General features: G+C 62.4%; 20 protein-coding genes. 17 read left to right on the forward strand and 3 right to left on the reverse strand.

What is annotated here, in order from left to right; all coding sequences use genetic code 11:
• Positions 1-66 precede the first annotated feature (66 nt).
• Both dmsD and ET524_RS05265 read left to right on the forward strand, forming a co-directional pair.
• Complete coding sequence (dmsD, locus tag ET524_RS05260) at positions 67-738, forward strand: Tat proofreading chaperone DmsD (protein WP_129423838.1); 672 nt, start codon at positions 67-69, stop codon at positions 736-738.
• 93 nt (positions 739-831) lie between these two features.
• Entirely contained in the window at positions 832-1,755 is a 924-nt protein-coding gene (locus ET524_RS05265; protein ID WP_129423840.1) for a dimethyl sulfoxide reductase anchor subunit family protein, read from the forward strand.
• A 260-nt stretch (positions 1,756-2,015) separates the two neighbouring features.
• On the opposite strand, the gene ET524_RS05270 is transcribed toward ET524_RS05265, so the two are convergent.
• Together ET524_RS05270 and ET524_RS05275 are read right to left on the reverse strand one after the other, a co-directional pair.
• Complete coding sequence (locus ET524_RS05270; protein WP_129423842.1) at positions 2,016-3,929, reverse strand: MDR family MFS transporter; 1,914 nt, start codon at positions 3,927-3,929, stop codon at positions 2,016-2,018.
• 358 nt (positions 3,930-4,287) lie between these two features.
• The gene (locus ET524_RS05275; RefSeq protein WP_269089548.1) at positions 4,288-4,509 is read right to left on the reverse strand and encodes a helix-turn-helix domain-containing protein; all 222 of its coding nucleotides are present in this window, start codon (positions 4,507-4,509) and stop codon (positions 4,288-4,290) included.
• Here ET524_RS05275 and ET524_RS05280 point away from each other — a divergent pair.
• The 7 genes from ET524_RS05280 to ET524_RS05310 all read left to right on the forward strand — a co-directional run bounded on the left by ET524_RS05280 (position 4,473) and on the right by ET524_RS05310 (position 10,291).
• Entirely contained in the window at positions 4,473-4,901 is a 429-nt protein-coding gene (locus ET524_RS05280) for a 4Fe-4S dicluster domain-containing protein (RefSeq protein ID WP_201738679.1), read from the forward strand. The two genes, ET524_RS05275 and ET524_RS05280, sit on opposite strands and share 37 nt — an antisense overlap.
• 14 nt (positions 4,902-4,915) lie before the next feature.
• Entirely contained in the window at positions 4,916-5,281 is a 366-nt protein-coding gene (locus tag ET524_RS05285) for a DmsC/YnfH family molybdoenzyme membrane anchor subunit (protein ID WP_129423846.1), read from the forward strand.
• Between the two features lie 288 nt (positions 5,282-5,569).
• Positions 5,570-5,950 carry an ATPase P gene (locus tag ET524_RS05290; RefSeq protein WP_201738680.1) on the forward strand — a complete coding sequence of 127 codons (381 nt, stop codon included), beginning with the start codon at positions 5,570-5,572 and terminating at the stop codon, positions 5,948-5,950.
• Positions 5,951-6,960: 1,010 nt separating this feature from the next.
• Positions 6,961-7,548: a tryptophan transporter gene (locus ET524_RS05295; RefSeq protein WP_201738681.1), complete on the forward strand. Its 588-nt coding sequence runs from the start codon at positions 6,961-6,963 to the stop codon at positions 7,546-7,548.
• 276 nt (positions 7,549-7,824) lie between these two features.
• Complete coding sequence (locus tag ET524_RS05300) at positions 7,825-8,682, forward strand: energy-coupling factor ABC transporter ATP-binding protein (RefSeq protein ID WP_129423848.1); 858 nt, start codon at positions 7,825-7,827, stop codon at positions 8,680-8,682.
• Positions 8,679-9,524, forward strand: coding sequence for an energy-coupling factor ABC transporter ATP-binding protein (locus ET524_RS05305; protein WP_129423850.1), 846 nt, complete (start codon positions 8,679-8,681; stop codon positions 9,522-9,524). Before ET524_RS05300 ends, ET524_RS05305 begins: the two co-directional genes overlap by 4 nt.
• Positions 9,521-10,291 (forward strand): energy-coupling factor transporter transmembrane component T family protein, encoded by a 771-nt coding sequence (locus tag ET524_RS05310; protein ID WP_129423852.1) that lies wholly within the window; start codon positions 9,521-9,523, stop codon positions 10,289-10,291. Before ET524_RS05305 ends, ET524_RS05310 begins: the two co-directional genes overlap by 4 nt.
• Positions 10,292-10,571: 280 nt before the next feature.
• On the opposite strand, the gene ET524_RS05315 is transcribed toward ET524_RS05310, so the two are convergent.
• Positions 10,572-11,417 (reverse strand): protein-ADP-ribose hydrolase, encoded by an 846-nt coding sequence (locus ET524_RS05315; protein ID WP_236648256.1) that lies wholly within the window; start codon positions 11,415-11,417, stop codon positions 10,572-10,574.
• A gap of 465 nt (positions 11,418-11,882) precedes the next feature.
• Between ET524_RS05315 and ET524_RS05320 the strand changes: the two genes are divergently transcribed.
• The 8 genes from ET524_RS05320 to ET524_RS05355 all read left to right on the forward strand — a co-directional run bounded on the left by ET524_RS05320 (position 11,883) and on the right by ET524_RS05355 (position 21,301).
• Positions 11,883-13,310, forward strand: coding sequence for a S1C family serine protease (locus ET524_RS05320; protein ID WP_129423854.1), 1,428 nt, complete (start codon positions 11,883-11,885; stop codon positions 13,308-13,310).
• Positions 13,311-13,788: 478 nt separating this feature from the next.
• A complete protein-coding gene (locus ET524_RS05325; RefSeq protein WP_129423856.1) occupies positions 13,789-15,204 on the forward strand; it encodes an L-cystine transporter in 1,416 nt (471 codons plus the stop codon).
• 118 nt (positions 15,205-15,322) lie between these two features.
• On the forward strand, positions 15,323-16,039 hold the full coding sequence (pyrH, locus tag ET524_RS05330; RefSeq protein ID WP_129423858.1) for a UMP kinase: 717 nt from the start codon (positions 15,323-15,325) through the stop codon (positions 16,037-16,039).
• Positions 16,040-16,102: 63 nt separating this feature from the next.
• The gene (gene frr / locus ET524_RS05335) at positions 16,103-16,645 is read left to right on the forward strand and encodes a ribosome recycling factor (RefSeq protein WP_423826684.1); all 543 of its coding nucleotides are present in this window, start codon (positions 16,103-16,105) and stop codon (positions 16,643-16,645) included.
• A 342-nt stretch (positions 16,646-16,987) separates the two neighbouring features.
• The gene (locus tag ET524_RS05340; protein WP_129423862.1) at positions 16,988-17,770 is read left to right on the forward strand and encodes an isoprenyl transferase; all 783 of its coding nucleotides are present in this window, start codon (positions 16,988-16,990) and stop codon (positions 17,768-17,770) included.
• Complete coding sequence (locus ET524_RS05345) at positions 17,771-18,739, forward strand: phosphatidate cytidylyltransferase (protein WP_236648257.1); 969 nt, start codon at positions 17,771-17,773, stop codon at positions 18,737-18,739.
• 80 nt (positions 18,740-18,819) lie between these two features.
• Complete coding sequence (gene dxr / locus ET524_RS05350; RefSeq protein ID WP_129423864.1) at positions 18,820-20,034, forward strand: 1-deoxy-D-xylulose-5-phosphate reductoisomerase; 1,215 nt, start codon at positions 18,820-18,822, stop codon at positions 20,032-20,034.
• Between the two features lie 151 nt (positions 20,035-20,185).
• Entirely contained in the window at positions 20,186-21,301 is a 1,116-nt protein-coding gene (locus ET524_RS05355; protein WP_129423866.1) for a site-2 protease family protein, read from the forward strand.
• The last annotated feature ends 118 nt before the right edge of the window (positions 21,302-21,419 follow it).

Here is a 21,419-nt window from a genome sequence, read left to right on the forward strand (position 1 = left end):
GCGTCCGGCATGCGGGCGCGCCCTTTGCTATATCATGGTTGTTTGCGAACAACGAGAGGGGATTGCATGGCCAATCTTGATGAAGCGACGCTTGAGGGCGTTGCGTTTCTGGGCAACACGCTGGGCCCGTTTTTCTTGCAGGACCCGCGCACGGGCTTGGCGGGCGCCGAGTTCGCCGCCGTTGCCGCGCTTGACGCGCAGGCCGCCGGCGCGGAGTGGCCGTTTGCAGACGAGGCCGAGGCCACGCGCGATTTGGCGATGATGGTGGAAGGCCTTGCCGCAAGCCGCGCAATGAGCGAGGGCGGCGCGTTTTGCGGTGACGACGATTTGATGTGGGAATATCGCCGCTTGTTCATCGGCCCCGGCGCGAAGCCCGCACCGCCGTGGGGTTCGGTGTATACCGATCGCGAGTGCGTGGTGTTCGGCGATACCACGCTTGAGCTGCGCGCATGGATGCGCGAGCACGGCGTGGCGCGCATCGTTGACGAGCGCACGCCCGAGGACCACATCGGCCTGCTGCTGGCTTTGATGGCGTGGCTGGCGCAGTATCAGCCCGAGAATCTGGAAGAGTTCCTTCGCCTGCACCTGCTGACGTGGGCGGGGCACTTCCTGGACGAGCTGGCCGAAGCTGCTGAGCACTCGTTTTACGAGGGGCTTGCGCGCCTGACGAAGGCAAGCTTGGACGGCTTGCAAGACGCACTGGGGCTTGAGGTGGAAACGCCCCGATTCTATCGATAACCATTGCTGTGCAGGTTGGTTGGGCGTGTGCCCGGCCAACCTGTTTGCGTATGCGGGCGCACCGCCGGGTGCAGCCCGCCGTGGGGGAAGCTGATGATTTCAGGGTTCGATACCGCATTCGGCGAAGTGACGCTGGTGCTGTTCACCACGCTGGCGCCGTCGGGCGCGGTTGCGCTTGCCATTGTGGCGGCGGTGCTGCTGTTCGCGAAGCTGGGCAGCGACGTTCGCGCGCGCATCAACAAGTTCATGTGCATTCCGCTGGTGGTGACCATGGTGGGGCTTATCGCGTCGGCTACGCACCTGGGCAATCCCGCCAACGCGCTGTACGTGTTCATGCACGTGGGGTTAAGCCCGCTGTCGAACGAGGTGAGCAGCGCCGTGGCGTTTCTGGCGTGCTGCGGCCTGTACTGGCTGTATTCGTTTTCGGCGAAGCCCGTGGCTTGGTTGCAGCGGGCGGTGCTTGTTTTGATTATGGTTACGGGCGCGGTGTTCGTTGCCATGGTGTCCGTTGCGTATTCCGTTGACACCATTCCCACGTGGAACCTGCCGACCGTGCCCGTTTCGCTATGGCTGAATGCGCTGGTGGGAGGGCCTTTGCTGGCGGCGCTCACCCTGTATGTTGCGCGCTGGGGCGCGCTTGCGGGGCGCTTCGGCCTGGCGTTGATGAGCGTTCCCGTGGTGGCGCTTTTCGCCAACGTGGCGGTGTACGTGGTGCAGGGGAGCATGATGGCCGGGCTGGGCAACCCGGCGACAACCGCGGTTGAGCTGGTTCCGCATTACTGGCAGATGCTTGCCGCAGCAACGGTGCTTGCGCTTGCCGGGTGCGTGCTGGCGGCCGCCACGATGCACGTGGTGTCGCGGCGCGCAGGGCAAGTCCAAGCTGCCGGGGCGCTGCTTGCGTTTTCGAAACGGGTGGCAACCAGGCTGTGCGTTGCGTGCTTGTTGTCGTTCGCCGGCATCTTCATCATGCGTTTCGCGTTCTATATGATGCGCCTAACGGTGGGCGTTGCCGTGTAGGCGGGTTTTCGTCGTGCGTGCGACAGCTTGCCGCGCATGCCGTGCTGGCTATAGCTGTTGTGGGCGGTTTCGGCGTTTCTGGCGCTTGATTTTGCCTTGCCTCCAACGGTTCTGGATGGTTTTGGGAGCCCTTGCTCGCGCTTTGATTTTAAAATGCCTGGTCGCAAAGCTTCCGTAGGCGAAAAGCGCGACGCTTCACCGGCAAAGCCGCCCAGAACCGTAAAGTGGCTCCAACCAAGAGCGGTTGGAGCCACTTTCGTTTACTGTGCTTCGGCGCGGTCGGCCAGGTAGCGTTCCATGCTGAAGTGCGTGATGTCGCTGCGGTTGATCACGCCGACGATGATGCCGTTGTCAAGCACGGGCACCTTCTTTAGGTGGTTCTCGCCAAGCACGCGGCACACTTCGGGCAGGTCGGCGTGCACGTTCACGCCGATAATGCCCTTCGCCCCGATGTCGGAGGCTTTCATGCTCATAAGGTGCTCGAGCTTGTGCGCGTAGTCCTTGTGGTCGGCGTAGGCGTCCACGGTCTGCACGATCATGACCACGGGGTCCATGATCATCTGGCCGCGCTTGGACAGGTAGCGCATGATGTCGCCGTCGGAGATGAACCCGGTGGGCTTGCCGGTTGCGTCCACCAGCGGTGCGGCGCTGATGTGGTTGTTCACCAGCAGCTGCATGGCCTCAAGCACGGTGGCGTCCTCGGGCAACGTGTACACGTCGCGCTTCATGATCTGCTCGATAAGGCTGCGATGCTTGTTGTCCTCGTCGGCGGCTGCTTCGTCGCCGGGCTTGTTGCGCACCAGCGCCACGGTCAGCACGAAGCCGATGACGCACAGCGCCGTGGCAACCACGAACGCCATGTGGATGCCGAACACGCCGGCGGTTGTGGCGTCGGTGGAGCCGGCCACGGCGTTTTGCACGGCCGTGGACGTCGACACGATGATGGCGGTGCCCAGCGAGCCTGCCACCTGGCGAAATGTGTTCTGCACCGATGTGCCGTGGTTCACCAGCTTATCGGGCAGGGCGTTCATGCCCCACGTGGAGATGGGCATGTTCACCAGCGACAGGCTGAACAGGCGCACGGTGTAGATGGCGGTGAGCGTAACCAGCCCCGTGCCCGGGCCCATGAAGACGAACGCCGACGTGGTCAGCGCCAGGATGCCGGTGCCGGTGACGGCCAGCACGCGCGGGCCGTGCTTGTCGAACAGGCGGCCGGCAACCGGGCCCATGGCGCCCATGATAATGGCGCCGGGCAGCAGCACCAGGCCCGATGTGGTGGCCGAAAAGCCCATGTAGGACTGCAGCAGGATGGGCAGCAGGATGCCGCCGGCAAGCAGCGCGCCCTGCACCAGCATGACGATGATGGTGGCGATGAGGAATTTGCGGTTGGCCAGTACGCGCACCTGGAGCATGGGTTGCTCCATACGCAGCTGACGGCGGAAGAAGAACGCGAGCGCCACGGCGCCGATGACCACGCCGGCGGCGGAATCGGCGGTCACGCCGTAGCTGCCGATGGCCGAAAGCCCGTACAAAAGCCCGCCGAAGCCGATGGTGGACAGGATGACGGAGGGCACGTCAAGCGTGACGTCCTTGTTCGTTTCGCCGCCGCGCTCAAGCACCGCGCCGGCGAAGAAGATGACCACCAGGCACAACGCCGCGATGATCCAGAACATGACATGCCAGTTCGCCTGGTCGATGATGATGCCGGCAACGGTGGGGCCGGCGGCAGGGGCGAACGCGATGACGATGCCGAACACGCCCATGGCCGTGCCGCGGCGGTCGACGGGGAACGTCCACATGAGCACGGTCATCACCAGCGGCATAAGGATGCCGGCGCCGGCGGCCTGCACCAAACGGCCGCCCAGCAGCACGGGGAAGCTTGGGCCCCAGGCGGCAAGCGCGGTGCCGCACGTGAACAAAATCATGGACGTCAAGAACAGCCGGCGCGTGGTGAAGCGGTCGGTCAGGAAAGCGGTGATGGGTACCATGATGGCGTTGACCAGCGTAAACCCGGTGGTCAACCACTGCGCCGTTGCGGCGTCGACGTTCATTTCGGACATGATGGACGGCAGCGCCGGCGACACCACCGTTTGGTTGAGTACCGTGACGAACGTGCCGAACACCAGCACGGCCAGCATGACGATCTGCTTGCGGGTCAAGCCCCAGTTAGCCATGAGCGGCTCCTCTCTGCGCGGCGCGGGTACGGCCGCGCGCTTGCCCGATGAGCGCACAAGCCAAGGGCGGCCCGCGGGCTCGCCAAACGCATATGCGCTCTCGGATTCGGATAGGGAAGGCGTCGGACAAAAACAACGTCCCCGGTGCTGGCAAGCAAGCCGGGGACGTCGAGCAAGACGCCGTTGTGTTGTTCACGATAGTAACGCGCGCAAAGGATGCCGCCCAGAGGTGCGCGGGTCGAATCACACAATCCTTTCGCTGTCAACAAATCTTTCTCACAATGTGGGGTAGAAGTGGCTGCGGAACCTGCCCTCTTGCCGGATGCTTGCCGCATTCCTGCCGGTGCGTCAACGGCGCCTATTTCTTCACAATGAGGTTTTCCGCTACGTTTTTGAGCTTCTTGAAATCGGTGATGACCAGCGCGCCGCGCTGGCGCTCCACGCATTCTGCCTTGCGCAGCGCGCTGACACTGTTCGTGATGGAGTTCACGTGCACGCCAAGCATTTCGGCCAGCTCATCGTGGAAAACGGCACGATGGCGACGTGTTGTACCAGGCCACGGGCGCGTTCCCGCGCACACATCTGGCGTTTCGCCCCATGCTGTGCAACCACTGCGAAGACCCGGCGTGCGTGAAGCATTGCCCCACCCACGCCATGCACAAGGACGCGGAAACCGGCCTGGTGCTGGTGGACCAGGACCGCTGCATCGCGTGCGGGTATTGCACGTGGACCTGCCCCTACGGAGCCCCGTCCATGGACGACGTGCACCACATCATGAGCAAGTGCACGTTCTGCAAAGACCGCATTTCCGAAGGTCAGAAGCTGTTTTGCGCTGAAGCCTGCCCGGCAAACGCGCGCGTGTTCGGCGACTTGAACGACCCGGAAAGCGAGCTGAGCAAGCTGCTGCAGCAGAAAAAGGGCGTTCAGTACCTTCCCGAGATGGGTACGAACCCGTCGGTCTATTACGTGTAAGGCGGTTGGTGAACATGATTTTGCATGTGCTTCCTTTGTTGGCGTTCACGACATTCGCCGGTTTTGCGGCGGGTGCGTATGCCGTTGACGCGGTGTGCGGCAACGGCCGCGAGGCGAAGACGCCTTGGCTGTTCCCGCTGGTGTGCGTGGTGCCGCTGGGCATCGGCTTGTGCGGCACGTTGGCGCATCTGGGTCAGCCGCTGCGCTTCATGAACGGCATGGCGAACCCGGCGTCGGGCATTTCACAGGAGTCGTACTGGGCGATTGCGCTGGGCATCGTTATTGTTGTTGACCTGGTGATTTCTTGGCGCGGCGGCAAGACCGCGCGCGTTGCGGCAAGCTGGCGGGGAAGACGGCTGCGGTTGCCGTGCTTGTCCTGACGTTTGCCAGCGTGGCCGTTGCCCGCTACGCGTTCTTCGCGATGGGCGTCGGCGCGTAACAGCGAAGCGCGGCAGGGTTGTTTTCGCCCCGACTTCGCGCGATAACGTTTGCCCCCCTCCTTAGGAAGCCCGATGAGCAAGCATTGCCCATCGGGCTTCTTTGCGTTGGCCGGGCGAAACTGGCGGGCTGGCAAGTGTGATGGCCGGTGCGCCCGCAAATGCGGGTAAACTCGTTTGGCGAAAGAAACACGGCGGCGCTTGTCGCCCAAGTGGAAGGAACGACTCTGCATGTTGACTATCGATATCCCGGGGCGGGGCGTGCTTGAGGTTTGCCACGTGGTGTGCGACTACAACGGCACCATTGCCACCGATGGGCACCTTGCGGATGGTGTGGCGCAGCGCGTTCAACGCTTGGCCGAGTTTGCGCAGGTCAGCGTGCTGACTGCAGACACGTTCGGCACGGTGCGCGCGCAATGCGAGGGGCTTCCGGTCAACGTGCGCGTGTTCGACCGCGATGATGCCAGCGTCTGCAAGGCGTCTATCGTGCGCGAGTTGGGCGCCGCGGGCTGCGTGTGCATTGGCAACGGCTTCAACGACATCGCCATGTTCGGCGAAGCGGCGCTGTCCATCGCGGTTATAGGGGCGAAGGCGCCTGCGCTAAGCTTCTGACCTGCGCCGACGTCGTAGTAACCAGCCCGCTTGACGCCTTCGACCTGCTACTGAACCCCAATCGTCTGCGCGCCACGCTGCGCGGGTAACAAGGGCGGTTCCCTCTGCTCCGTTTTGCGGTGTCAGGCTGACGCTCGAGTTCAGTCGGGCAACCCGTTGCTGCGTTTTGGCACGTTTTCGAACTTTCCGAATCGAATTTCCGCCGACGAGGCTCGGAAAGTTCGAAATCGTGCCCATTTGGCGAGAATCGGCCGCAAACAGGCCCGGAAAGTTCAAAATCGTGCCAAAAAATCCCGCGCGAATGTTTTCAGGCTTGGAAAGTTCGATTTCGTGCCACTCGACATCTGGCAAGGGGGACAGGTCGTTTGTCGCATGGAGGCGGGCTTTCCGTTAAGGGGGCGAGCCTTGCCGTGTGGCAACCGCCCTGCCCCCCTTGCCAGATGCGCTTGGTTGCCGTTAACCGGGCTTTTGTTTCGCGATGGTAAATTCGCGAAATTTGGGTCTTGCGCGAACGCGGGCCATCACGTATCTTTCTGATACAACTTAATACCTTGAAACCGTTGAGGCGAAAGTCAAGCCATCATAAGCGCTCACAGAGAGCGGGTGTTGCTGGGAATCCCGCAGAAATGCTGGGTGGTAAATGGTTCGCCGAGGGAAAGGGGAAAGGTTGGCAGGTGCGACACAACCGTGCGGCACGTGGCAACTGAGTATCTGGACCGTGAGCCTGCGTTAAGGGCAGAACATGTGTTGGCATGTTCGTGAGAGGGTTCCTTCGGGAGCCAAGTAAAGGTGGCACCGCAGATGTAACGTCTGTCCTTTATCTCAAAGGACAGACGTTTTTTATTTTGCGGAAACTCGGGCCACGGGCACGGCGAGTCGCCATAGCCGCAAGCCCAGCTTTACTTGCACCCGCGGGTTGCACAACCTCATTCGCGTTCGTTGCCGGCAGACCGAAAGCCCGGGGACGGGCAATGACCGGCGGAAACTCCGCCAAGAAAGGAATGAGGATCATGTCGAACAATGTTGCAGCCCAGAAGCGTACGGTGGCCGCCTCCACGAAGAAGGAGGGCCTGTCCGTACAAGATCTGATTTTGGTGGCCGTGCTCATTGCCGCCGGCGCCGTGCTCAAGCTTACCGTTTCCAGCTTCCTTAGCTTTGCGGGCATGAAGCCCAACTTCATGATTGCCATGTATTGCCTGGCCATCATCCTTACGCGTCCGAAAGTGTTCCAGTCCGTCATCATCGGCTTGCTGGTCGGCCTGGTCAGCCAGCTGCCCATGTTGAACGCCACGCCGCTGGTGAACATCGCCTCCGAGATGCTGGGTGCTTTGGTGTGCGGCCTTTTGGTCACCGCGTTCGTGAAGGTTGCCGCCGACAACAAGGCGTTTCAGAACGTTGCCGCCCCTGCCATCATCACCTTCCTGTCCACCGTTGTTTCCGGTTACACGTTTGCCCTGATCGTGGGTGTGGCCGTGGCGCATCTGTCCCCGATTGCCGTGTTCGGCGTGTACGCCGTCATGGTGTTCGGCACCGCAACCATGAACGCTGTGCTGGCCGCCATCCTCGCCCCCGTCCTGCGTGCGGTCCTGAAGCGCTAGTAGGGTTCCGTTTTGCCTACGGCAAAACGAAAACGCTCGACGCTGCGGCCGCTTCTGGCACCCCATCTTGCCCTTCAGCTTCACGGGCATGGCCGAAAGGCCAATGCCCAGCTGAGCTGGGCGCGCCCGCTCGGGCGCATAGATGGTTTGTGAACAAGCCACTGGCTTGTTCGCTCAGGGCAATCTTGGGCACCAGAAGCGCCCTCGCTGACTCTTCGCCACCTGCGTTATTTGCCAGCTTTCCACTTGCTTGCCCGCTTACCTGAAGGGGTTTCCATGATCGAGATTTCGCAATTGTCGTTTCGCTATCGGGAGGGGGCCGAGCCCATCCTGCACGGCATCGACCTGGTCATTCCCGATGGCGCGTTCGTCGGCATCACCGGCGCGGCGGGCAGCGGCAAGTCCACACTCACCTACGCGTTCAACGGCATCATCCCGCATTGCTACCCGGGTGATTTCTACGGCAGCGTGCTTATCGACGGCCTTGACACGTGCGAGGCGTCGCTTACCGACATCAGCCGCTTGGTGGGCAGCGTGTGCCAGGACATCGATTCGCAGATGGTGTCGTCGGTGGTGGAGGACGAGGTGCTGTACGGCCTCGAGAACTTCGGCGTGCCGAAGGACGAGGTGGAGGCGCGCGTGGCCGAGGCGCTTGACGCCATGGGAATCGCTGACCTGCGGCATCGCGGCATCGCCGAGCTTTCAGGCGGGCAGAAGCAGAAGGTGGCGGTTGCGTCGGTCATCGCGCTGAAGCCGCGCGTGCTGGTGCTCGACGAACCTACGGCCGAGCTTGACCCCGCGTCGTCGCTGGCCGTGTTCGAGTTGCTGGCACGCTACGCTCGCGAAAACGACACGACGGTCATCGTGGTGGAACAGAAGATCGCGCTGCTGTCGGATTTCGCGGATATGCTGCTGATCGTCGACGACGGCAAAATCCGCTTCCAGGGCACGCCGGCCGAGGTGCTCGAGCATTCCGACGAGCTGCTGGAGATTGGCGTGAACTGCCCGCGTTCCACCAGCTTGGTGAATCGCCTGCGCGCCGGCGGCTTGGTGAACGCGCCGGCGGCGCGCAACGTCGACGAGGCGGTTGCGGTGTGCAAGCGCGTTTTGAGCGGGGAAGGGGCCGTCGCATGATCGAGTTCAAGAACGTGGGCGCGTCGTACGACGGCGAGCTCGCTATCCTGCGGGACGTGAGTTTCCGCATCCCCGACGGTGACTTCGTGGCGTTCGTCGGCACGAACGGCGCGGGCAAGTCCACCACGATGCGCCTGGTCAATGGGCTGTTGAAGCCCACGGCGGGCGAAGTGCTCATCGACGGCGTGCCCACTACGCAGCTGCGCACCAGCCAACTTGCAGCGAAGGTGGGCTTCCTGTTTCAAAACCCCGACCGGCAGATTTGCTGCGCAACCGTGCGCGAGGAGCTGCTGTTCGGCTTCCGGGCGCAGGGGCGGGCCGATGCCGAAGCCGAGGCGCGCGTGGACGCCATGATCGAGCGTTTCGGGTTCGATGCCGATGCCGAGCCGTTTTTGCTCAACCGCGGTACGCGGCAGCTTTTGGCGTTGGCGTCCATCATCGTGCTCGAGCCGCCCGTGGTGGTGCTCGACGAGCCGACGACCGGCCTCGACTTCCGCGAGTGCGCGAAGGTCATGGACACCATCGCGGACATGAACGCGCGTGGCACCACGGTGATCATGGTGTGCCACGACATGGAGGTGGTTGCCGACTACGCGCGTCGCGTCATTGCTATGACCGCAGGTCAGGTGGTTGCCGATGGCGCCACGTTCGACGTGCTGCGCAACCGCGACGTCCTGGCGCGCACGCACTTGCTGCCGCCGCAGGTGGTCGATGTTGCGCTGCGGCTGGCCGAGGACGGCGCCGTTGCGGCCGATTCGGCGGTGGCTGCGGCCAATACGCTTGACGAGATGACCGAGGCGCTTGCAGCGGCAGGCGCGAACGCGAAGGTGGGTGCATCATGAAGGGCTTTCTGGAATACGTGCCGGGCGACAGCTTTCTGCACCGCATGAACCCGGTGGCGAAGCTGGGGGCGGCGTTGCTGCTGGTCATTGCCGCTTTCGCCACGGGCAACTTCGTGCTGCTGGCGCTTTTGGCCGTGCTTGACGTTATACTGGCCGCGCAGTGCAAGATGCTGCCGCAAACGCTGGGCCTGGCACGCGCGGTGGCGCTGTTCTCGCTGCTGCTGGCCCTTATCGCGCTGTTGTTTACGCCGCAGGGCGATGTGCTGGTGGCGCTGCCGTGGGGCTATATCGGCACCAAAAGCGTCATTGCAGCCGTGCTCATTGTGGTGCGCCTGGTGGTGTGCGCCGTGCCGCTGTTTCTGGTGTTCTATGTGACCAAACTTACCGATATGGCGAATGCCCTGGTCAAAGTGCTGCACGTGCCGTACAAGTACGCGTTCACGTTCATGTCTACCGTGCATTTCATCCCCGTGTTCATGAACGATATGTCCGGCATCATGGAAGCGCAAACGGCGCGCGGCGTGGAGTTCGACGGCGGCATCGCGAAGAAGATTCGCCTGATGATGCCGCTGTGCGTGCCGCTTCTGGTGTCGTCGGTGCGCAAAACGAACTCGGCCGCCATCGCCGCCGAGGTGCGCGGCTTCAACCTGCGCACTCGCGAAAGCGGCTTCAAGGAATACCCCCTCGCCGGCATGGACTACGCCGCCCTCGCGGCAGCGGTCGTAATCCTGGCGGCAGCCATCGCCCTGACCGTGCTGGGGTTATAACGACAGGGCTCGAAATAAGAGAGAGCAAAACCAAAGGGCGGGGCGATTCGCTCAGAATCGCCCCGCCTTGCAGTCCGAGCTGCGTACTGCTTGAAAACGGTTGGCGGGATGCGCGGCGAATCGTCTCAAATCCGGAGTGGCATTCCGGATTTGAGACGAAATCAAACGAGCTTGGTAATAATTTTGCCCCTAGGTCTCGTCCGCACCGCTTCCTAGCGTAGCGCGCCTCGCGCCTTGATGGCTTCTTCGCCTGTTCGATCGCTTGCAAACCGCCTCTTGCTTACTCCTCTGCAGCCTCTTCGCCGGCCTTGGCATCGGGGCCAAGAATCTCGCGGTAGTATTCTTCGTCTTCCTCGGTGTAGACGTCGAAAATGACATGCATGTCTGCGCCCGGTTCGCCGGGTTTGCGCGTATCGAGCCACGTCTTCGCGGCGTTCGTGGCAATGGCCGCGCCTTCTTGCTGCGGAAAGCCGAACACGCCGGTGGAAATGCAGCAGAACGCGATGGATTTCGCACCGTCAAGGGCGGCGGCGTCAAGGCAACTCAAGTAGCACTGCGTCAGCTGTTTGCGCTGCTCGACGGTGGGCGAGCCCTTCGTCATGGGGCCGACGGTGTGGATGATGCGCTTGGCGGGCAGGTTGTAGCCGGGCGTGATCTTCGCGCGGCCGACGGGCTCTTCGTAACCTTGCTGCTGCATGATCTGCGCGCACTTCAGGCGCAGCTGCACGCCGGCGAACGTGTGGATGGCGTTATCGATGCACAGGTGGCCGGGAATCCAGCAACCCAGAAGCGCGCTGTTCGCGGCGTTGACGATGGCGTCGCAACGCAGCGCCGTGATGTCGCCGCGCCACAGGGTCAGGCGCTCGTCGGAGGCAATGCGCGGCAGCTCGTCGGCCTCGGTGATGCCCGGCTCGGCCACCATCAGCTGCAGAACGCGGTCTTGCACCTTCAGAAACGCCGGCGAGGCGGGCTTCGGCTCGCGCGTGTTCACCAGCGCGCGGAACTGCTCCCACTGCTCCATGAACCAACGCGGGTCCTCCTGCGGCTCAACGTGCTGCGCGCCGGCGCCGCGTTCATCCATCAGGTAGTTCACCAGGTACGTGATGTCTTCGACTAGCTGCATCATGCTGCTGCTCCTTACTATATAGTGCTGCGTCCGCGTGTCCGGTGGGCAGGGACGAATTTTCCGAAGAGGGAAGGGAAAATCTGCCCCCGTCATTTCGGCGACACTTGCCCCATCGCTTGCCCACCGTTTCATTGAGACTTTCGCGAACGAAATCGTTTGGCATGTAGCATAGCGCAACGTATCGGTGCGGTGACGCTAGCGCCGCTGCAGTTTGGCAAAGCTGCGCAACCATTTTCGCGTTTGCAACCTTATTTGCTAGCGCGTTTGCGTCATCCGCGCAGGTTGCTTCTCGTGCGCCGCCGCCTTAGGTTACGTGGGGTACACCAGCGGATGTAATTCGATGACATACGGGTGACGAAACGGTGCAAGGGCTGCTCAGCGGCGCTTTCGCGTGGTAAGGTCACCGTGTCAAAAAGAACGCGGGGCGAAAGGAAGCCCCGCATCTCCCATAACAAGGAGCCGACCATGACCGATCAATTCAACAACCAGAACGGCTACACGCCTCAGTCCGGCCAGCCGTATCAGCAACCGAACTTCCAGCACTCCTACCAGCAGCCGGTGGTGAACCCGCAGCAGCCGCACCCGGCAAAGCCCTCTACGGGCCGCACGTTCGGCACGGCGTTCGCCGGCGCGGCGCTGGCCTGCGTTATCGCGTTTGGCGGCTTCACCGTGTATCAAAACGTGACGGAGACCCCTTCCGACAGCAACGTTACGCTGGGCGCGTCCACGAACACCGAGATCCAGGCCCAGTCAACCGATGACACGCTGCCCGAGGCCGTGGCGCAGAAGTGCCTGCCTTCCGTGGCCGCCATCGACGTGTATACGCAGCAAACGTCTACCGACATGCTCGGCCGCAGCACGTCAAGCTCCGGAACGCTTACCGAAAGCTCCCTGGGCAGCGGCGTGGTGCTTTCGGAGGATGGCTACATCGTCACGAACAACCATGTGGTCGCGGGTGCCGATGCCTTGAAGGTCACCGTGGGCGGCGAGGAGTACGATGCCGACGTGGTGGGCACCGACGAGTCCAGCGACATCGCAGTGGTGAAGCTGCAGGGCGCAAGCGGCCTGACGCCCATCGAGATCGGCGACTCGGACAACCTGACCATCGGCGAATGGGTCATGTCCATCGGCAGCCCGTTCGGCCTGGAGCAGTCCGTGGCAACCGGCATCGTGTCGGCCACCAGCCGTTCGCAGATCATGAGCAACGCCGAAAGCAGCGGCAGCGATGGCTATGGGTACGGCTACGGCAACTCATCCAGCCAGTCCAGTGGCTACACCATCTACCCGAACATGATTCAAACCGACGCGGCCATCAACCCGGGCAACTCCGGCGGCGCGCTGGTTGACTCCAACGGCAAGCTCATCGGCATCAACACGCTGATCACCTCGTATTCCGGCAACTATTCGGGCGTCGGCTTCGCCATCCCGGTAAACTACGCGGTCAACATCGCGCAGCAGATCATCGAAGGCAAAACGCCCACGCACGCGCAGCTTGGCGTGTCGCTTTCAACGGTGAACTCGCAAAACGCGAAGCGCTACGGCCTGAAGGTTGACAGCGGTGCGTACATTGCCGCGGTCAGCGCGGGCTCCGGTGCGGCCGATGCGGGCCTTGAGGAAGGCGACATCGTCACGAAGTTCGACGGCAACGCGGTTGATTCCGCCAGCGATCTGATGCTTGACGTGCGCTCGAAGAACCCCGGCGACACGGTGACGCTTGAGGTGAACCGCAACGGCGAAACGAAGCAGCTGCAGGTGACGCTCGGCTCCGACGAGTCCTCGCAGGCCGCGCCCACCACGCAGAACTCCAGCAAGAACGGCTCGAGCTCGGGTTCGAACGAGTTGTTGAACCGCCTGTTCAACAACGGTTCGTCCAGCCAAGGCAACGCTGCCTAAGCTGTAACGGGGCCACGCGCCCCGGGGCTGCCCGCTATCCGGGCGGCCCCGCGCAGGCCGCGCCATGCGCGCAGTCTGCGCGGGGCCAACCACCCCCGTTCCTTTCTCTCCCTTTCCCTTTTTTCCGAAGAAGGCGGCCACTTCCCGGGCCGCCTTCTTCATGTTTGAGGCCGGCACGCCGTTTCAGGACAGCTGCATCCGCGGCGAAGCCGTCCGCGTTCCCATTTAGGAAGGAAGGGAAAACTGGCTGCTGGCGATTCGCCTAGCCCAGCCGTTTGCCGTTTTCTGCGTTCGGCGAACACGATGATGCATTCTCTTGAATAAAAGTAAGCAATCCTATTGAACTACTAGGCGAAGTAGGCGCATAATAATCGGCACGCAAAACAAGGGGCGTGGCGATGTACGCACGGGCGGCGGCTGAAAGAGCCGCCGCCCGTTTGTTCGCCGGCGCGCCCTGCAACCAAAGGAGACGAGAATCATGTCTTTTGACGTAGTGGGACCGGTGCTTGGCGTGCTGGTCATCTTCGCCGTGCTGCTTGCAGTGCTGTGGTACCTGAACCGCAAAGCGAAGAAAAGCTTCACGTTCCGCGTGTTCACCGCGCTTGGCCTGGGCATTGTTCTGGGCGCGGGCATTCAGCTGGCGCTTGGCCGCGGCAGCGACGCCGCAACGGTGGCGCTTGACTGGATGTCGCTGGTAGGCACCGGCTACATCGATTTGCTGCGCATGCTGGTTATGCCGCTGGTGTTCGTGGCCATCGTCGGCGCGTTCACGCGCACGAAGGCCGTTGACAACCTGGGCAAAATCGGCGGCTCGGTGCTTGCCGTGCTGCTGATCACCGTGGCCATCGCCGCGCTGTTCGGCTGGGCCACCATCGCGCTGTCGGGCCTGGCGGGCGCCGACTTCACGCAGGGTTCGGTTGACGCCACGAAGCTTGACGCGCTGCAGACGCGCCAGGACAAGGTTGCCGACACCACCATTCCGCAGACCATCCTGTCCATGATTCCCGTCAACGTGTTCGCCGACCTGGCCGGCACGCGTTCCACGTCCACCATCGCCGTGGTCATCTTCTCGGCTATCGTGGGCCTGGCGTACCTGAAGCTGCGCGACCGCGACTCCGAGCAGGCGCAGTTCTTCAACAACCTCATCGACAGCCTGTACGGCATCGTCATGTGCATCGTGAAGATGGTGGTGGGCCTGACCCCGTACGGCGTGCTGGCGCTTATTGCCAACGTCATGGCCACCAGCGACTACGCCGCCATCCTTGACCTGGGCAAATTCATTATCTTCAGCTACGTGGCCATCATCGCCATGTTCCTGGTGCACCTGCTTATCCTGGCCGGCAACCGCGTTAGCCCCGTCGTGTACCTGAAGAAGGCGTTCCCCGTGCTATCGTTCGCGTTCGTGTCCCGCACCAGCGCCGGCGCCCTGCCCATGAACATCGAGACGCAGTCCAAGGCGCTTGGCGTTGATCCGGCAACGGCGAACTTCGCGGCCAGCTTCGGCATGTCCATCGGCCAGAACGGCTGCGCGGGCATTTACCCGGCCATGATGGCAACGCTCATCGCGCCGACCGTGGGCATCAACGTGTTCGATCCCACGTGGGTCATCGGGCTGATTGCTGTCATCGTCATCAGCTCGTTCGGCGTGGCCGGTGTTGGCGGCGGCGCCACGTTCGCCAGCCTAATCGTGCTGGGCACCATGGGCCTGCCCATCGAGATCGTGGGCCTGATGGCGTCCGTTGAACCGCTTATCGACATGGGCCGTACCGCCTTGAACGTCAGCGACTCCATGGTTGCCGGTGTCACGTCGTCGAACTTCACGGGCGGGCTTGACCGCGACAGGTACAACAACCCCGAGGCAACGGTCAGCACCGATTTCACTGAAACCGCCTAAGCGCTCTTTGTCCTTTGCGTGAATCGCCAAGAAACGGCCGCCATCATGGGCGGCCGTTTTCATTTTCAGGTAAGATAGGCAAGCTAAGCGAATCCAAGTTAACCGGGAGGTTTTACCTATGGCCGAGGAATACCGATATAAGCGCGTGCTGTTGAAGCTGTCCGGCGAGGCATTGGCAGGTGACCTCGGTTATGGCATCGACCCGAAGGTGGTCGATTCGCTGGCTGACGAAATCGCCGACGTGGTGCACGACGGCGTGCAGCTGGCCATCGTCGTGGGCGGCGGCAACATTTTCCGCGGTGTGTCCGGCGCCACCGAGGGCATGGACCGCGCGCAGGCCGACTACATCGGCATGCTGGCCACGGTCATGAACGCCCTGGCGCTGCAGGACGCCTTCGAGCGCCACGGCATCTTCAGCCGCGTGCAAAGCGCCATTAACATGCAGGAAGTGTCCGAGCCCTACATCCGTCGTCGCGCCATCCGTCACATGGAGAAGGGCCGTGTGGTCATCCTGGCCGCCGGCACTGGCAACCCGTACTTCACTACCGACACCACTGCGGCGCTGCGCGCGTGCGAGCTGGACGTCGACGTGCTTATGAAAGCCACGAAGGTTGACGGCGTGTACGACGCCGACCCGGTGAAGAATCCCGACGCCAAGCGCTACGACCGCATCAGCTACATGGAGGTGCTGTCGCAGGGCCTCAACGTCATGGATTCCACGGCTACCAGCCTGTGCATGGACAACAACGTGCCTATGATCGTGTTCGACCTGACCGTTGAAGGTAACATTTCCCGCGCGCTTAAGGGCGAAAACGTGGGAACCACGGTAGAATAGGCATATGCGCGCCCGCTTGGGGGCGGGCGTTTAAGGAAAGGAACCACAATGATCGACGAGATCATGCTGGAAACCGAGGAGAAGATGCAGCGCGCCCTGGGCGGCCTGCACAACGCGTTCGGCACCGTGCGCACGGGCCGCGCGAACGCCATGATCCTCGACCGCATCAAAGTTGACTACTACGGCGTGCCCACTCCCATCAACCAGATGGCCGGCGTGAAAACGCCCGACGCGCATCTGCTGGTCATCGAGCCGTGGGACAAGGGCGTTCTGGGTGCCATCGAGCACGCCATCCTGGAAAGCGACCTGGGTGTCACGCCGAACAACGATGGCTCGGTCATCCGTCTGCCGTTCCCGGCGCTGACGGAGGATCGTCGTCGTGAACTGGTGAAACAGTGCAAGGAATACGCCGAGGAAGCGCGCGTGGCCGTGCGCAACGCTCGCCGTGACGGCAACAGCCACGTGGCGAAGTGCGTCAAGGAAGACAACCTTCCCGAAGACGAGCAGCGCCGCGCCGAGGCTGAGATCCAAAAGCTCACCGACAAGTACGTTGCCGAAGTGGATGCTGCTTTCAAAAAGAAGGAAGCAGAAGTAATGGAGATCTAGGTGGTTTCGCCGGCCTGCCGGCCGGCGAATTTACTCGACGCTGCGGGGCACTCTCGCACCCCGCCTTCGTCCTCAGCTTCACGGGCATGGCCCAAAGGCCTATGCCCGCTTGCTTCGAACGAATTCGGGGCACGAGAGCGCCCCTCGCTGACTCTTCGCTGCCTATGGCGTTTTTCGATTCGTTCGTGGGGCTTTCGGTGGTTGCTGGGGTTGGAGGGGTTTGGCTTTTGCGTTTGCGTCGAGGGTTTCCGTTTCATTTTGCAAGGCTTTCTTGCTGCTTTTTTGTTTGCCAACCTGCGGGGGTCCTGCAGGTTGGCTTTCCGGTATATATGAGGTTCGCTTATGAATAAGCCGCTTGATTACATTTTCCCGAATCCGCCCGAGGGGCTTAACCTGGGGGCGCTTGATTTGGACAACATCCCGCAGCACGTGGCCGTCATCATGGACGGAAACGGGCGTTGGGCGAAAAAGCGCGCCATGAACCGCCTGAAGGGTCACAAGGCCGGTATCGAAGCGGTTCGCGAAACCATTCGCTGCGCTTCTGACCTGGGCGTTCGCTACCTTACCATCTACTCGTTCTCCACGGAGAACTGGAAGCGCCCGCAGGATGAGGTTGTGGGGCTTATGGACCTGTTCGCCAAAACCATGCTGGCCGAGGTCGATGGGCTGCACGAGGAAAACGTGCGCGTGCGAACCATCGGTGACCTGTCGGCGCTGCCGGCCGAAACGCGCGAGGCGTTCGAGGAAGCGTGGCAGAAGACGCGCAACAACACGGGCATGACGCTGGTGGTGGCCGTGAACTACGGCTCGCGCCAGGAAATCCTCAATGCGGCCGAGGCGTGCGTGCGCCGTGCATTGGCGCGTGCCGCGGAAGGCGAGGACCCTACGGTTGCCTTGACCGAGGCCGATTTTGCGCGCGGCCTGTACACGGCCGACATTCCCGATCCCGAGGTGGTCATCCGCACGTCGGGCGAGCTGCGTTTGTCGAACTTCTTGCTGTGGCAGGTGGCGTATTCCGAGTTTGTGATCACCGATACGCTGTGGCCTGATTTCGACCGCTATGAGTTTTTGCGCTGCCTGCTTGCCTACCAGGGCCGCGACCGTCGCTTCGGGGCGGTGAAATAGGTGGTGCAGCGCCAGGTGGACAACCGGGATGCGCACTCTCAGAAGCAAGCGGCAGGCCAAGCGCAGGCCGCTGACGAGCGTTCGCGCGGCGAGCGTTTGAAAGACTATGCGTACGCCAAAACGCCGCAAAAGTTCAAAAACGCATCTGACCTGCAGGTTCGCTTCCGCACGGGTTTCGTGTACGTTACGGTTTCCGTGCTGTGCATCCTTATCAACGACTGGACCACGCTGGCGCTTTTGTGCGCCACGGCGGCATTGTGCGCGGGCGAGTTCTACTACATGCTGCGCGCCGATGCAAAGCTTCCTAACGAGATGCTCGGCATCATCGCTGCGGCGCTGTATCCCATAAGCGTGTACTTTTTAGGCCTGCAAGGTGCGTTGCTGGTAAGCCTGGCGCTGCTTTTGGCGCTTCTTGTGTGGTACGTGTTCTGGATGCGCGCCCGCATTCCCGACGTGGGCGTCAGCTTTTTCGGCGCGGCGTACTGCGGCATGCTGCTGTCTAGTTTGGTACTGGTGCGTCAAGCGCTGCCGCACCCTTGGGGCGGCGTGCTGGTGCTCGGCATCTTCTTGAGCGTGTGGGCGAACGACTCGTTCGCGTATTTGGTGGGCAGCAAGTTCGGCAAGCACAAGCTGGCGCCCCGCGTTTCGCCGAAGAAAAGCTGGGAAGGCTTTTTCGCCGGCTTGGCCGGGTCGGCCCTGTTCTGGTGCTTGTTCACGCTCATTCCGGGCGTGAACCTGTCTATTCCCATGGCGCTTGTGTTTGGCGTGGTCAGCGGCCTGTGCGGCGTGCTGGGCGATTTGGCGGAAAGCCGCATCAAGCGCAACGTCGGGTTCAAGGACTCGGGTACGTTGTTGCCGGGCCACGGCGGCTTGCTTGACCGCTGCGATAGCTTGTTTTTGGTGGCGGTGGCTTCGGCGATTTTGCTGGTAGCGGGTAACTGCATCCCGTTCACCTGGCATTTCATGTAGGTGTTCAGGCGTTCGGGCCGGCGTTGCGCTGCAGCGCTGGCCCGAACCTTTTCGTTTCGGGCTTACAAACGGAGGCTGTTATGAGGCGCATAGTTGTTTTAGGGTCCACAGGTTCTATCGGCACGCAAACGGTGGATGTGGTTCGCCAGCATCTCGACGAACTGGAAATCGTCGGCCTGGCGGTGAACACGCGTGTTGCCGACATGCTGGAACAGGCGCGCGCCCACAACGTGCACAACCTTGCCGTGGGCGATGAGCGCTTGGCTGCCGACGCCGTGGCGGCCGATGTGCGCGAGCAGGCGGGCAGCCAGGGCATATGGGGCTTCGGCATGGACGCCGTGGTCAACCTGGTGCGCCTGCCCGAGGTCGACGTGGTGGTAAACGCGCTGGTGGGCGCAGCGGGCCTGCGCGCAAGCTACGAGACGCTGGCTGCGGGCAAGGTGCTGGCGCTGGCGAACAAGGAAAGCCTGGTGGTGGGCGGCGACTTGATCATGCCGCTGGCGGCGCAGGTGGACGCGCAGCGCCGGCAGGCGGGCGTGGCCCCGAAGATGGGCCCGGCGGGCGCGCTTATGCCCATCGACTCCGAGCATGGCGCCATCTATCAGTGCCTGTTGGGCGAATCCGAGCGCGAGGTGTCGCGCTTGTGGGTAACGGCTTCGGGCGGCCCGTTCCGCGGCAAGAAGCGCGCGGATCTGGAGGGCATCACGCCTGCTCAGGCGCTGAAACATCCCACGTGGAACATGGGCGCGAAAATCTCGATTGACTCGTCCACGCTTATGAACAAGGGCCTGGAAGTTATCGAGGCGCACCACCTGTTCAACATGCCCTACGACAAGATCAGCGTGGTGGTGCAGCCGCAAAGCGCCATCCATTCCATGGTGGAGTTCACGGACGGCAGCGTGAAGGCGCATCTGGGCACCACCGACATGCGCATTCCCATCCAGTTCGCGCTCAGCTACCCTGCGCGCTGGGCTGCGCCGGTCGAGCCGCTTGACTTCACGAAGCTGGGCAGCCTTGAGTTTGCGCCGGCCGACACGGACACGTTCCGTTGCCTGGCGCTTGCCCGCCACGCGGGTACGGTTGGCGGCACGCTGCCGTGCGTCATGAACGCGGCGAATGAAGTGGCCGTGGCGGCATTTTTGGCTGAGCAGGGCAGCTATCTGGGCATCGCCGAATGCGTGGAGGCGGTTATGGACGCGCACGAACGCGAAGGCGTGCAGCGCGTCGAAAGCCTTGAACAGCTGCAAGAGCTGGACGCCTGGGCGCGCGAAACCGCCCGCAAATCGGTGCGCTAGCCGGCGCCGCGTTCGCCTTGCTCCTCGTGTAGTTCTGGTTCCGCTTCGGTAACGGGGTGGAACCTCTTTTTATAATGGGTCGGATTGAAATTGCGCGCCGGCGTGCTTGCGGCGCGCGTCGCTTCCTCTTCAAGCAAAAGGAGCTTTGCCTGTGGACGTTGTCCTGATGATTTTGTATTGCACCATCGTGCTGAGCATTCTGGTGGTCATTCACGAAGGCGGTCACTACCTGGCCTCGCGTGCGTTCGGCGTGCGCGTCACCGAATTCATGCTGGGTATGCCCGGCCCGAACATCGGCTTCAAGAAATGGGGTACGAAGTTCGGCGTCACGCCCATCCTGCTTGGCGGCTATGCGCGCGTGTGCGGCATGGAGCCAGGCGAGATGAGCCCGCATCTTGAGCCGGTGCTTGCGGCGCTGTATCGCCGCGGCACGGCGAACATGGAAGACATTGCTGCAGATTGCGGCATCACCGACGACGAGGCGCTTGAAGCGCTTGATGAGCTGGTGGAATGGGGCAGCTGCACGGGCCCCACGAAGAAAGACGAGTACAACACGTACCGCGCCATGGAGGTTATCCCCACCAAAAAGCAGATCAAGGCTGCCCGCGAAGCGGGCCTGCCGGAGCCGGCGCGCTACGAAGAGGGGCAGGCGCGCCCGGTTGACGATGCGCACGCACTGTTCGAAAGCGAATACCGGCAGCAGTACCGCAGCCTGCCGTTCTGGAAACGCACGGTCATTTTGCTGGCGGGCATCGCGGTGAACCTGCTGTTCGCCATCGTGGTATTCGTGGTGCTGTTCAGCATCATCGGCTTCGATGTGCAGCTGCAATCGGGCGAGGTCACGCACATGACGGTGGACCCCGGCCGCGCCATCGTGGCGGGCTTTACGTACATCGGCATGGTGGCTCAGGCCGTAGCGGGCCTGTTCAACCCCGCAACCGCGGCGCAAACCGTGTCCGATTCGTCGTCGGTGGTGGGCATCGCCGTTATGTCCAAGCAGTTTGCCGACGCGGGCCTGGCGCCGTTTATGGAGTTCATGGCCATGATCTCGGTGTCGCTGGGCATCATGAACCTGCTGCCCATCCCGCCGCTTGACGGTGGCCGCTTCGTCATCGAGGTGTTCCAGAAGCTGTCGAAGAAAGTGGTGTCGCTGCGCGCCATGAACGCCATGAGCATGGCAGGCATGGCGCTGTTCGTGGTGTTTTTCCTGGTTATGGTGAACCAAGACGTGCAACGCATCATCTCGGGCACGTTCTTCGGGCAATAAGCGCAGGCGCGCGGCGTTCGTTGGCCCCAGGCACCTTCCGCGCTTTTCGAAGGCGGCCTTGCTTGAACGGCAAGGCCGCCTTTGTTGCGTTTTGGCGCCAATTCCCGTGTTTGCAGCA

Origin of the sequence: Senegalimassilia faecalis, assembly GCF_004135645.1 — a bacterium.
Taxonomy (GTDB): domain Bacteria; phylum Actinomycetota; class Coriobacteriia; order Coriobacteriales; family Eggerthellaceae; genus Senegalimassilia; species Senegalimassilia faecalis.

Coding starts and splice junctions, on each gene's coding strand:
- frr (WP_423826684.1), top strand. CDS start 16,103: ATGCTGGAAACCGAGGAGAAGATGCAGCGCGCCCTGGGCGGCCTGCAC.
- ET524_RS05265 (WP_129423840.1), top strand. CDS start 832: ATGATTTCAGGGTTCGATACCGCATTCGGCGAAGTGACGCTGGTGCTG.
- ET524_RS05270 (WP_129423842.1), bottom strand. CDS start 3,929: ATGGCTAACTGGGGCTTGACCCGCAAGCAGATCGTCATGCTGGCCGTG.
- ET524_RS05305 (WP_129423850.1), top strand. CDS start 8,679: ATGATCGAGTTCAAGAACGTGGGCGCGTCGTACGACGGCGAGCTCGCT.
- ET524_RS05285 (WP_129423846.1), top strand. CDS start 4,916: ATGATTTTGCATGTGCTTCCTTTGTTGGCGTTCACGACATTCGCCGGT.
- ET524_RS05325 (WP_129423856.1), top strand. CDS start 13,789: ATGTCTTTTGACGTAGTGGGACCGGTGCTTGGCGTGCTGGTCATCTTC.
- ET524_RS05340 (WP_129423862.1), top strand. CDS start 16,988: ATGAATAAGCCGCTTGATTACATTTTCCCGAATCCGCCCGAGGGGCTT.
- dmsD (WP_129423838.1), top strand. CDS start 67: ATGGCCAATCTTGATGAAGCGACGCTTGAGGGCGTTGCGTTTCTGGGC.
- ET524_RS05310 (WP_129423852.1), top strand. CDS start 9,521: ATGAAGGGCTTTCTGGAATACGTGCCGGGCGACAGCTTTCTGCACCGC.
- ET524_RS05315 (WP_236648256.1), bottom strand. CDS start 11,417: ATGATGCAGCTAGTCGAAGACATCACGTACCTGGTGAACTACCTGATG.
- ET524_RS05300 (WP_129423848.1), top strand. CDS start 7,825: ATGATCGAGATTTCGCAATTGTCGTTTCGCTATCGGGAGGGGGCCGAG.
- ET524_RS05295 (WP_201738681.1), top strand. CDS start 6,961: ATGTCGAACAATGTTGCAGCCCAGAAGCGTACGGTGGCCGCCTCCACG.
- ET524_RS05290 (WP_201738680.1), top strand. CDS start 5,570: ATGTTGACTATCGATATCCCGGGGCGGGGCGTGCTTGAGGTTTGCCAC.
- ET524_RS05320 (WP_129423854.1), top strand. CDS start 11,883: ATGACCGATCAATTCAACAACCAGAACGGCTACACGCCTCAGTCCGGC.
- pyrH (WP_129423858.1), top strand. CDS start 15,323: ATGGCCGAGGAATACCGATATAAGCGCGTGCTGTTGAAGCTGTCCGGC.
- dxr (WP_129423864.1), top strand. CDS start 18,820: ATGAGGCGCATAGTTGTTTTAGGGTCCACAGGTTCTATCGGCACGCAA.